The 12071-nt window shown below is 66.8% G+C and carries 9 protein-coding genes and 1 other RNA gene; 4 read left to right on the top strand and 6 right to left on the bottom strand.

The features are described 5' to 3' along the window. Window positions 1-156: 156 nt before the first annotated feature. From AC07R7_RS13175 to AC07R7_RS13165, 3 genes are all read right to left on the bottom strand, one after another. Complete coding sequence (locus tag AC07R7_RS13175) at window positions 157-1974, bottom strand: CPBP family intramembrane glutamic endopeptidase, BDIM_20840 family (protein ID WP_494635451.1); 1818 nt, start codon at window positions 1972-1974, stop codon at window positions 157-159. 431 nt (window positions 1975-2405) lie between these two features. Continuing rightward, a complete protein-coding gene (locus AC07R7_RS13170; RefSeq protein ID WP_494635450.1) occupies window positions 2406-3284 on the bottom strand; it encodes a hypothetical protein in 879 nt (292 codons plus the stop codon). Then, on the bottom strand, window positions 3285-3974 hold the full coding sequence (locus AC07R7_RS13165) for a glutathione S-transferase family protein (RefSeq protein WP_494635449.1): 690 nt from the start codon (window positions 3972-3974) through the stop codon (window positions 3285-3287). 136 nt (window positions 3975-4110) lie between these two features. Here AC07R7_RS13165 and AC07R7_RS13160 point away from each other — a divergent pair, with 136 nt between their 5' ends. After that, the gene (locus AC07R7_RS13160; protein WP_492887170.1) at window positions 4111-5151 is read left to right on the top strand and encodes a ribonucleotide-diphosphate reductase subunit beta; all 1041 of its coding nucleotides are present in this window, start codon (window positions 4111-4113) and stop codon (window positions 5149-5151) included. A gap of 109 nt (window positions 5152-5260) precedes the next feature. On the opposite strand, the gene AC07R7_RS13155 is transcribed toward AC07R7_RS13160, so the two are convergent. Both AC07R7_RS13155 and AC07R7_RS13150 read right to left on the bottom strand, forming a co-directional pair. After that, window positions 5261-5683, bottom strand: coding sequence for a DUF6491 family protein (locus AC07R7_RS13155; RefSeq protein WP_494635448.1), 423 nt, complete (start codon window positions 5681-5683; stop codon window positions 5261-5263). Window positions 5684-5935: 252 nt separating this feature from the next. Next, complete coding sequence (locus AC07R7_RS13150; protein WP_494635447.1) at window positions 5936-7192, bottom strand: dicarboxylate/amino acid:cation symporter; 1257 nt, start codon at window positions 7190-7192, stop codon at window positions 5936-5938. 307 nt (window positions 7193-7499) lie between these two features. On the opposite strand from AC07R7_RS13150, the gene AC07R7_RS13145 reads away from it, so the two are divergent. Further along, on the top strand, window positions 7500-8954 hold the full coding sequence (locus AC07R7_RS13145; RefSeq protein WP_494635446.1) for an AMP nucleosidase: 1455 nt from the start codon (window positions 7500-7502) through the stop codon (window positions 8952-8954). Between the two features lie 48 nt (window positions 8955-9002). Here the strand turns inward: AC07R7_RS13145 and nudC are convergent, their stop codons facing one another. Beyond that, entirely contained in the window at window positions 9003-9941 is a 939-nt protein-coding gene (gene nudC, locus AC07R7_RS13140; protein ID WP_494635445.1) for an NAD(+) diphosphatase, read from the bottom strand. 93 nt (window positions 9942-10034) lie between these two features. Between nudC and ffs the strand changes: the two genes are divergently transcribed. Then, window positions 10035-10132, top strand: an RNA gene (gene ffs, locus AC07R7_RS13135) — signal recognition particle sRNA small type. An 89-nt stretch (window positions 10133-10221) separates the two neighbouring features. After that, window positions 10222-12069, top strand: a complete 1848-nt coding sequence (locus AC07R7_RS13130) for a DNA polymerase III subunit gamma/tau (RefSeq protein WP_494635600.1) — start codon at window positions 10222-10224, stop codon at window positions 12067-12069. Window positions 12070-12071 lie beyond the last annotated feature (2 nt).

The raw sequence follows: 12071 nt of genomic DNA, 5'->3' as shown, positions 1-12071 counted from the left end.
CGCGCATCGGCGGGGCTGGTTGGGGATGCTCGCTAGTTCGCGCACAGACCCGACCACGCCCCGCCGAGGCGGGTCGTTTTCGGGGTAATAATCATGGTCGCGGCGAAGGTCATCGGCGGCGCTTCTAGCGGGTCAGCGCCGCCCCGTAAAGCCACGCTAGAGGAACAATGACGCCGCGTTGCCGACATTGTGCATCAGGACGGGCAATAAAATGCTTCCCGTCCGCAGCCTCACCCAGACGCCGATCAGCGCCGGCCCGGCGGTCAGGGCGAAGACCATCGGCTCGAAGGAGGCCTTGCCGTGCGAGACCCCCAGCGCGTGGGCCAGCCCAAAGAGAGCGCAGGACAGCAGCGCGCCCCAGCCCCAGTCGACGCCGAGAAAGCGCACTCGGCCGGTGAAGGCCTGCCCCAGGACCAGCAGCAGGACGCCGCGATAGAAGGCCTCTTCCTCCAGACCGGGCATGGTCAGCTGGAAGGCCAGGGTCTCGGCGGTGTTGGCTTCGTTGGGGAAGGCCAGGGCCAGGCCGACGAACAGCAGACAGTAGAGGCCGGTGACGATCAGCGGGGCTTTCAGGTCAGCCTGGCGCGGGGTGAGGCCGCTCCGGGTCCAGCCGAGGGCGGGCAGGGAGGCGACGGCCAGGGTGGCCAGCAGGGCCAGGATTTTGCCTTCCCAGTTCCAATGGCCGGGGATCAGGTCCGGCAGGCGGCCGTAGAAGCGGGTCAGCAGTAGGTCGTTGAGCAGGACCAGCACGGCCGCCGCCAGCAGCCAGCGCGGCGAGAAGTCCTCGCGCTTGCCCACGAGCCCGATCACGCCGCCGGCGCCCAGCAACAGCGCCAGCACCAGGCCGATCCCCAATAGTCCGTCCATGAAACCCCTCCGAAGATGATGAAGGGCGTCTAGCGGCGGCGGCTCAGGCCGGCTCCTCAGAAGACGGGGATCGTTCCTCGGAAGACGAAAAGCGCTAGGCGGGCGGCCTTCGACGGCCTGGAAGGCGCGGTTGAACGAGGCCAGGGAGGCAAAGCCGCTGTCGAGCGCGATGGTGATCAGCTTGTCGCCGGCATGGGCGGGATCGGCCAGGCGCCGGCGGGCCTCGGCGACGCGGGGGACGTTCAGGAAGGCCCGGAAGTGGTCGTGGCCCAGGCGGTGGTTGATGAAGACCCGCACCGTCTTCTCCGGCGCGCCCATGCGGCGGGCGAAGTCGGCGAAGGTCAGGTCGGGCTCCAGATGGACCCGCTCGACCTCGACCAGAACCCGCAGCCGCTCAGCCAGCCGCGCCTCTTCCCCGGGGGCGGGCGACATGGCGGTGGCGAGGACGGGTTTGGGCGCGGCGAGGGGCGGCGAGACCGGCAGCAGGCGCAGGGCCAGCCAGGCGCCGAAGGCCAGGAAGACCGTGTTCTGGACGATGGTGAAGGCCGGTGGTCCCCAGTCCAGGCCCATGACCAGGTCGACGAGGAAGTCGGCCAGCAGCTGTCCGGCCAGCAGCGCGACGACCAGCACCCGGGCGAGGCGGCTTTCCTCCACGAGGTCGCCCTCGCGGTCGTGGACCAGCCGCCAGGCCAGATAGCCGATCATCGACAGGCCCAGCGCGATCAGCAGCCAGGACAGGCCCTTGCCCTCGACCGCCGGACCCAGCAGGCCGCGATCGGCGCTGGCGATCGCGATCCAGGCCAGGCCCGCCGCCAGCACCGCGCCGCGCGGCCGGAAGGTCGGATCGAAGCTGGCCAGGCAGAACCACCACAGGAAGGCGGCCGCATAACCGGCGATCAGCGCCCCGACGTGGCCCAGCGGTCCGCCTAGCCGCAGCGCCGGATCCGGCGTGTTGCCGGCCAGGAAGCCCGCCAGGCACACGGCCATCGGCGCGAAATAGACGGCCAGCCGCCGCGTCCGTGGCTCGCGCGCCAGCAGCCCCGCCAGGAACAGCAGCAGGGTCGCGCCGGCGACGCGGACGACGACGTCGAGCTGGTGGATGTCCATGGGGCTCCGAAGTGCGAAATCCCTCTCTCGGTGAGAGAGGGCGGGGGCCACGCTAGAGGCGTGGGAGGGGGCGAGATTTTTAAAGCGCTTCAGGCGCGCTCCGCCAGGGTAGGGACCATTTAACCGCCGATCTCCCCGGCGAATGCCGGGGCCCAGATCGAGCCCGCCGAAGCGGGTGTTCCTGGGAGCGCACAGGCGCGCCCACCCAAACCGCTCCGGATGAATCTGGGCCCCGGCATTCGCCGGGGAGATCGGGTGTTTATGGGGTTCGAGCTTGAGCCGCCTTCTCCCCGGAGAAGGAGCCCTCCTTACATCTCACGGCGGCCCCGAGGGCCGTCCTTAACTGACCTGTCCAGACCGGCACGCTGCAGCCTCCAAGAGATTCAAGGATCGCACCCGGCCCCGGAAGGTCGGGGTGGCGCCTACTATGACTACCTCTTCGCGAGGTCTGGCATTCGAACCCAGGTGCCTTCGCCATTCAGGAGTTCACCCCGCCATGGCGATATCTCGCTGAGCTGAGGGTTGGTCATCTCCATAGTCGCGTGCGTCGCGCTGAGACCCCAATTCGGATCAAAGGCATGATGGAATACGTAGAAAATCACTTTCTTGATCCGAGCGGATTGGAGCATCGCGGCCTTCGCTGCGGCGACAATTCGCGCCGGCAGTCGAATATCAGGCGGCGAGTTTGCGGCCGCGTTCAGCACGTCAACCCAAGCCAGGGGCACCTTAACGAAAACTACGCCAGAGTTGCCTTTGCCAATCTGTTTGCGAGCTGTCGCGAGCGCATCTGTAAGGGTGCGGTCGGAATATTCTACTTCCTCGTATTTGCACTTAATCTCGCCGAGGCATTCGTCTCCAGACGGCGCTTGCAACATCAAATCCACGGTCGTTGGTTCATTCTCTTCAATGTAGCGAAACGGTACGCCACGCAGTCTCAGCACTTGGCCTATCTGAAGCTCAGCTAGTCCAGATTGCATCTGACGAGGGGCCATATGATCCAGGCAACGATGAAAGCCCCGGACAGACTGAAGATTTAGAAGATTCTCGGCGAGCTCGAGCGTAAGTGCCGAATATCTTGGATCTGCTTCGGTGTTTGAAAAGTCTGGCCGGAAAAAGGAATCGGGCCTGGCATCGGGCAGCAAATTTTCCCGGAACCAATCGTCGCCGAGAAAGTGCCGGATAATGATGGAATTAATTGTAAAGTTGAATCGCGCCGTTCCTGGCTTGGCGAGCTTTGAAAGGTCGCCCGCGACAGAGTCCAAAAATGGCAGGGAGAGAGGTGTTCCGTCCCAACGAAACTGTGCTGACATCTACCCCTGCTGCCCCAACCGCTCCCACCCGTCGAAGAACGGGAACCGCTTCGCCCAGAGCTCCGCCAACCTCGGATCCGCGTCCACCCGCCTGACCACCTCGCTCATCCTCGGCGCGGCCTCGTAGAACCGCACGCGGCGCGGACCCCAGCGGCTGAGCACCGTGACGTAGAGGTCCAGCACGCTCAGCTCGTCGCCCAGCAGATACCGCCCCCCAATCTTCTCGCTGAAGGGCGTGATCTGGCTTTCCATCATCGCCCAGCAGTCGACGATGCGTTCCTTGATCGCGGCCTTGATCCTGGCCTGGAGCTCGGCGTCGGGGCCGGCCAGGCGCGAGGGTTCGTCGCTGATCCAGAACAGCGAATAGATCGAGGCCGGGATGAAGGTCATCCAGCGCAGGAACTGGGCGCGGGTCGGATCGTCGAGCGCGGGACCGAGCCGCGCTTCCGGATAGCGGTCGGCCAGCCAGATCAGGATGGCGGCGCTTTCGGTGATCGTCTCGCCCGCCGGGGTGACGAGGGCCGGAATTTGCTTAAGGGGATTGATCGCGGCGACCTTGGCCTGCTCGGCCTCGCCCTCCCAGGTCGGGGCCTCGACGATCTCATAGGGCAGGCCGATCAAGGACATAGCCGCCTCGACGGGCACGCCGCCCGAGCCGAGAGCGCTGAAAATCGTGAACGGTTTCTCCACAAATCATCCCCTATGTTGTGGGCGCGGCCCATTGTCACACTAAATGTAGTGGGTCACTATCAGGGTGCGTCGGGCGTCGGCCTGCCGTAGCCTTAAGCCTAACCCGTCCGCTCGATTCTCGCTCCCGAGGCCCGCCATGTCTGCTCCGTCGTCGCTCATCCTGCCCGGCCTGATGACCCCGTCGGGCGGCTACAAGCCGTTCCGCTATCCGTGGGCCTACGACTTCTGGAAGACCCAGCAGCAGGTCCACTGGATGCCCGAAGAGGTGCCGCTGGGCGAGGACCTCAAGGACTGGGCCGTCAAGCTGAACGACAAGGAACGGAACCTGCTGACGCAGATCTTCCGCTTCTTCACCCAGTCCGACGTCGAGGTGCAGGACAACTACATGGAGCGCTACGGCCGGGTGTTCAAACCGACCGAAGTGAAGATGATGCTGGCCTCGTTCGCGAACATGGAGACGATCCATATCGCGGCCTACGCCCTGCTGCTCGAGACCATCGGCATGCCCGAGACCGAGTTCTCGGCGTTCATGGAATACGAGGCCATGAAGGACAAGCATGACTACATGCAGACCTTCGGCGTCGAGACCAATGCCGACATCTGCCGGACGCTGGCGATGTTCGGCGGCTTCACCGAAGGGCTGCAGCTGTTCGCCTCGTTCGCGATGCTGATGAACTTCCCGCGCTTCAACAAGATGAAGGGCATGGGCCAGATCGTCTCGTGGTCGATCCGCGACGAGAGCCTGCACTGCGACGGCATCATCAAGCTGTACCACGCCTTCAACAAGGAGACGGGCGCGGTGACCAAGTCGGTGGCCGACGACATCGTCGACTGCTGCAAGCACGTGGTCGGGCTGGAGGACAAGTTCATCGACCTGGCCTTCGAGGCCGGCGAAATCCAGGGCATGACCCCCGACGACATCAAGGCCTATATCCGCTTCATCGCCGACTGGCGCCTGCGCCAGCTGCAGCTGCCGGAAGTGTACGGCGTCAAGGAAAACCCGCTGCCCTGGCTGCAGTCGCTGCTGTCGGGCGTCGAGCACGCCAACTTCTTCGAGGCGCGCGCCACGGAATATTCCAAGGCCGCGACCAAGGGCCAGTGGCACGGCGCCGAGGGCGTCTGGACCAGCTTCGACGAGATGATGAAGAAGCGCACGGACCTGACGCCGGCGCAGTGATCGCTTCACGAGGGGCGTGAGCAGAGGGCGGGATCCGGAAGCCGGGTCCCGCCCTTTGTTGTTTCGCTTCCTGGGCGTCGGCGCCGACACAGGGTGGCGCCCGGCGGCCTTACGGCTGATACTTCTTCGGGATCGCCTTGATCTCTTCCGGCGTCAGCTTGGTGATGGTCTTGGCCCGGATCGGGATGGCCATGCCCAGGCCGTCGCCGACGCGCAGATCCAGGTCCAGCGGACCGCAGACGCTGTCGGGGCCGCGCACGATCGACACCAGATGCGTGCCCGGCCAGGTCAGCTGGTTGGAGCCCCACGCCAGGTCGACGCGATAGACGTCGCGACCGCGGACCTTCATGTACAGGGTGTTCTTGTCCGGCGCGGTCCAGCCGCGCCAGTCGGACAGGTAGAAGCACTGGCGGGCGGGCTTGGCCGCCTTGACCGGGACGTCGCCTTGCGCCGCCGAAGCGGCCGTGGCGCCCATGCCGGCCAGAGCGAGCCCGATCAGCGCCGAGCGCGCGATGTGGGTGATCTTGCTCATGACGTCATCGTCCTCAAAGGCCCCTCGCCTCAAGAGATTGGACCTCGCCGGGGCCTTGTCAAGTTTTTACTGTACATTTGAAACTGTACACGAAAAAGCCCGCCTCCCGGCGCGCTCAAGCGCGCGCCTCTCCCTGAAAAGCCGGCGCGCTCAGGCGCGCGCTTCTCCCTGAAAAGAAAAAGCCAGCCAGGTTGGAAACCTGACTGGCTCGGGGGTGGCGGGCTATGATCGAAGCCTTGCCCTCGGAGGGCTTTAGGCCTTGGCGGGCTCGGTGTCGGGCTGGATCTCGTCCAGCTCGCCTTCCCACTTGGCGACCACGGCGGCGGCGACGCTGTTGCCGACGACATTGGTGGCCGAGCGGCCCATGTCCAGCAGGTGGTCGACGCCGAGCACCAGGGCGATCCAGGCTTCCGGCAGGCCGAAATAGGTCAGGGTGGCCATGATCACCACCAGCGAGGCGCGCGGCACGCCGGCGATGCCCTTGGACGTCACCATCAGCAGCAACAGCATGAAGATCTGCTGCTGGACCGAAAGGTGCACGCCGTGCGCCTGCATGATGAACATGGTGGCGAAGGTGCAATAGAGCATCGAGCCGTCGAGGTTGAACGAATAGCCCAGCGGCAGGACGAACGAGACGATGCGCCGGCGCACGCCGATCTTGGGCAGGCTGTCGAGGATGCGCGGATAGGCGGCTTCCGACGAGGCGGTCGAGAAGGCCAGCAGGGCCGGCTCGCGGATCACGCCGAACAGCGGGATCACCCGCTTGCCCAGCACCAGGAAGCCGGCGATGAACAGCAGCAGCCACAGCGTGCCCATGGTGGCGTAGAAGCCCAGCACGAACTTGCCGTAGACGGCCAGCATCGACAGGCCCTGGGTGGCGATGGTCGAGGCCAGGGCGCAGAAGATCGCCAGCGGGGCCAGCTTCATGACGAAGCCGGTGACCTTCAGCATCACCTGGGCGCCTTGCTCGGCCAGTTCCAGGATGTGCGGGGCCTTGTTGTCCAGCGAGGCGACGGCGGTGCCGACGAACAGGCTGAAGACCACGATCTGCAGGATCTCGTTCTTGGCCATGGCCTCGAAGATCGAGGCCGGCACCAGATGGGTCAGGAAGCCCTGCAGGGTGAAGGTTTCGGTCGAGGCCGCCGGGGCGTTGGCGGCGCTGGTCAGCTCGGTCAGGTTCAGGCCCGCGCCCGGGTGCAACAGGTGCACCATCAGCAGACCCAGCAGCAGCGATACGGCCGAGGCGCTGATGAACCAGGCCATGGTCTTGGCGCCGATCCGGCCCACGGCGGCGGCGTCCTCCATGTGGGCGATGCCCGCGACGAGCGTCGTCAGCACAAGCGGGGCGATGATCATCTTGATCAGCCGCAGGAAGAGGTCGGTTCCCATCTTGAACCACTTGACCGCTTCTTCGGTCTGGGCCGGATCGAGGAACTGATTACAGGCCCAGCCGACCGTGACCCCCAGGATCATGGATGCGATGATCAGATAGGCGAAGCGCTTGTTCATGAATCCCCCTGGCGTCTGTCTCGACGTCGACGGCCTTGTTCTGGTGTTCGGAAGGAACGACGCGCGAGAACGCTCGCGCCGCCATTCGCCCCTCCTTGAGCATTTCAGCCCTTGTGGCCGACCGGCGCCGGTTCGTCCATGCCCTTGCGATGACACGGCCTAGCTTCCGGCAAACCAAGCCGAAGAATTAGGCTCATCCTAGAGACGGAAGTCCGCGCGACTTCCTCACCTTCGCTAAGTAATAAATCATTCCCATTTGGCCGGGCCGGCGTCTCGCCAACGTCGCAAAACGTCGCTATAAGGACCCATGTCAAACCAAGAAAAAGCAATCGCCGTCGTCGAACGGCTGAATGACGAATACGAACGCGCCGTCAACGCTCTGCGGACCGCCCTGCGCGCCTATCTCGAAAACGGAACCCGCCCCGACCCGCAGACGCGGTTCGACGGCACGTTCGCCTATCCCGAGCTGCGACTGACCTACGACCCGGAGGCCCTGCCGCCCAAGCTGGCCCGGTCGTACGCCCGCGTCAGCCGCCCCGGCGTCTATTCGACCACGGTCACCAAGCCGGCCCAGTTCAAGGACTATCTGGTCGAGCAGCTCAGCCTGCTGATGGACGACTTCGACGTCGAGATCGAGGTCGACCGCTCCAGCCAGGAGATCCCCTATCCCTACGTGCTGGACGCCACCATCGACCTGAACCAGGCCGACGTGCGCAGCGAGGACATCGCCCGCTTCTTCCCGACCACGGACCTGGCCTTCATCGGCGACGAGATCGCCGACGGCGTCTGGAACCCGGCGCTGGAGGAGACCCGCCCGCTGTCGCTGTTCGACGGCCTGCGCACCGACTTCTCTCTGGCCCGCCTGAAGCACTACACCGGCGCCCCGGCCGAGGACGTGCAGCAGTTCATCCTGTTCACCAACTACCACCGCTATGTCGACGAGTTCGTCCGCTGGGGAATCGAACAGCTGCAGCAGGAGGGCAGCCCCTATACGGCCCTGTCCTGCTCGGGCGGCCTGACCATCACCGCCAACACGGTCAATCCGGAACTGGCGATCGCGGAGTCGACCTGGCGCAAGCACCAGATGCCGGCCTATCACCTGATGGCCCCGGGCGGCGCGGGCGTGACCCTGCTCAACATCGGCGTCGGCCCGTCCAACGCCAAGACCATCTGCGACCACCTGGCGGTGCTGCGCCCGCAGGCCTGGCTGATGATCGGCCACTGCGGCGGCCTGCGCGACACCCAGACCATCGGCGACTACGTGCTGGCCCACGCCTATCTGCGCGACGACCACGTGCTGGACGCCGTGCTGCCGCCCGAGATCCCGGTCCCATCGATCGCCGAGGTGCAGCGCGCCCTCTACGACGCGGCCAAGGCGATCAGCGGCGACAGCGGCGACCAGCTGAAGAAGCGCCTGCGCACCGGCACCGTCGTCACCACCGACGACCGCAACTGGGAACTGCGCCACAGCCTCTCGGCCCTGCGCTTCAACCAGAGCCGCGCCGTGGCGATCGACATGGAGAGCGCGACCATCTCGGCCCAGGGCTATCGCTTCCGGGTGCCGTACGGGACGCTGCTGTGCGTGTCGGACAAGCCGCTGCACGGCGAGATCAAGCTGCCCGGCCAGGCCAACGCCTTCTACGAGCGGGCGATCAGCCAGCACCTGCAGATCGGGATCCTGACCTGCAAGCTGCTGCACGCCGAGGGCCCGAACCTGCACTCGCGCAAGCTGCGAGCCTTCGACGAGCCGCCGTTCCGATAGGGGCGCCCTTGGACGATGCTCCCCGTCGTCCGGGGGGCGTCTGGAGCGTCACTCCTCGCTCCACGCCTTGATCAGTTGATGGGCGATCGCCAGCGACGGCGGGCAGAACACGCCCTCGATCTCGCCCTTGATCAGCCGGACGGCCTCGTCCTTGCTGAACCAGCGCACCTCTTCCAGCTCGGTCTGGTCGGGCGCGGCTTCGGCGCTGTCGACCTCGGCGATCAGGCCGATCATCAGCGAGCCCGGCCACGGCCAGGGCTGGCTGGAATGGTAGCGGACGGCGGTGGCGGTCAGACCGGCCTCCTCCTTCAGCTCGCGGGCGCAGGCCTCCTCGATGGTCTCGCCGGGCTCCAGGAAGCCGGCCAGGGCCGAGAACATGCCCTTGGGCCAGGCCGCCTGGCGGCCCAGAAGGCACTTGCCGTCATGGACCGCCAGCATGATCGCCACCGGGTCGGTGCGGGGGAAGTGCTCGGCATCGCAGGCGGGGCAGATGCGCTTCCAGCCGCCGTCGGCGACCTCGCTCTTCTGGCCGCAGTTGCTGCACCAGCGATGGCGGCGACGCCATTCAAACATCGACTTGGCGGTGGCCAGGATGCCGGCGTCGGCCGGGGGCAGGGTCGCGGCCGCGCCGCGCAGCTCCTCGAACCGGCCCAGGCCCTGCAGCGGGCCCTCGGCGGGGTCGGCGGTGGTGTCGATATCGACCGCGAAGACGGCGATGTCCTTCCACAGGCCCAGATACAGCAGCCTCTCGTTCCCGCCGGCCAGGTCCTGGGCCATGTCGGCGCGCAGATAGGCGATCTGGACACCGGTCGGCTTGCCGTCCTCGCCAAGAACGTCCTCGACCAGCGGCTTGCCGTTCCACAGCGCCACGGCCAGCGACTCGGGGTCGGCCAGCCTTTCGGCCAGCCAGGCTTCGTCCCCCCGCCGCTCGCTGTCGCGGTTCAGAGGGTTGCCGGCGAAGGTGTTGGTGATGATCGACAGGGCCATGTGTCGTCTCTAGCGCGAGTATGAACGCTCGTCACGACGTCGCGAATGCGTCATGCGGCTTGCATCCGTCGCGATGAGTCGCGATATAGGCCTCGGAGATCGGCGCGGACGGAGTCCTCGCCAACTTGGTCAGGGCCGAGAGGCAGCAGCCACAACGAGATCAGCTCTGGGTCGCTGTCCGGTCTCCACCTTTCCCTAAATCAGCGAAATCTGTCAGCAGATGGCTGGTCCGCTCGGACCGGGCCTTTTGCCGCGCCCTTCGCCCCACTACACTCAGCCCATGGCCGACCTCGACGATCTCTCGCCTGATTCCGCGCCGTGGGACGAAGCGCCCGCCGAGCGCGACGAGAACACCGCCGACATCTTCGGCGAAGCGCCCGCGCCCGCGCCCGCGCCCGCGCCGGTCGCGGAGGCGCGCCCCGTCGTCGAGTCTCCGCCCGAGAGCGAGAAGGGCGACGCCTATACCGTGCTGGCGCGGAAGTACCGCCCGCGCACCTTCGAGGACCTGATCGGCCAGGAGGCCATGGTCCGCACCCTGGCCAACGCCTTCTCCACGGGCCGCATCGCCCACGCCTTCATGCTCACCGGCGTGCGGGGCGTCGGCAAGACCACGACCGCGCGCCTGCTGGCCCGGGCGCTCAACTACGAGACCGACACCGTCAAGGGACCCTCGGTCGACCTGACCACCGAGGGCTACCACTGCCGCGCCATCATCGAGGGCCGGCACATGGACGTGCTGGAGCTGGACGCCGCCAGCCGCACCAAGGTCGACGAGATGCGCGAGCTTCTGGACGGGGTGCGCTACGCCCCGGTCGAGGCGCGCTACAAGGTCTACATCATCGACGAAGTGCACATGCTGTCGACGGCGGCGTTCAACGCCCTGCTGAAGACGCTGGAAGAGCCGCCGCCGCACGCCAAGTTCATCTTCGCCACCACCGAGATCCGCAAGGTGCCGGTGACGATCCTCTCCCGCACCCAGCGCTTCGACCTGCGTCGGGTCGAGCCGGACGTGCTGGTCAAGCACTTCGACAAGATCTCGGCCAAGGAAGGCGCGCGGATCGAGATGGACGCCCTGGCCCTGATCGCCCGCGCGGCCGAGGGCTCGGTGCGCGACGGCCTGTCGCTGCTGGACCAGGCCATCGTGCAGAGCGATCGCGGGGCCACGGTCACCGCCACCATCGTCCGCGACATGCTGGGCCTGGCCGATCGCGGCCAGACCATCGCCCTCTTTGAAAACGTCATGGCCGGCAAGACCAAGGACGCGCTGGAGGGCTTCCGCGCCCTCTGGGGCTTCGGGGCCGATCCGACGGTGGTGATGCTGGACGTGCTGGACCACTGCCACGGCGCGGCGGTGGCCAAGGCCCTGGGGCCGGACGCCCTGTCGATGCCCAAGGAGCAGGCCGCGCGCCTGGCCGCCATCGGCGCCCACACCTCGGCCGGCACGCTGTCGCGCCTGTGGCAGATGCTGCTGAAGGCCCACGAGGAGGTGCGCCGCGCGCCCGACGCCATGGCCGCGGCCGAGATGGCCCTGATCCGCCTGTGCTACGCCGCCGACCTCCCCGGTCCGGAGGAGGCGCTGAAGGCTCTGCGCGACGGCGCGCCGCCCGGTGGAATTGGCGGCGGTCCGGGCGGAGGGGGCTCGATGGGCGGCGGCTCGGCCGGCGGCGCGAGCTCGGCCGCCCATGCGCCCATGACCATGGCCGCGCCCGGGGCCCTGGCCATGCCGGTGGTGGCTTCGTTCGACGATGTCATGGCCCTGATCGCCGCGCGGCGCGACATCGGCCTGCGTCTGGACGTCGAGCAGTATGTCCGCCCGATCAATTTCCGGCCCGGCGCCATCACCTTCGAGGCCGCGCCCGGCGCGCCCGGCAACCTGGCCGGCCGCCTGGTCCGCTTCCTGAAGGAGGCGACCGGCCAGCCCTGGCTGGTGGCCGCCGAGGGCGGCGGCGGGGCCGAGAGCCTGATGGAGCGCCAGAAGCGCGAGGAGCGCGAGGCGCTGGCGGAGATCAAGAAGGATCCGTTCGTCGCCTCGGTGCTGTCGGCCTTCCCCGGCGCGGAGATCGTCGAGATCCGCAAGCTCCTCACCCCCGAGGTCCCGCCTCTGGAGCCGGACGAAGAAGAGGGCTGAAC

This window comes from Caulobacter sp. GW821-FHT05F04, from assembly GCF_059419665.1.
This window is presented reverse-complemented; position numbering and strand designations above follow the sequence as displayed.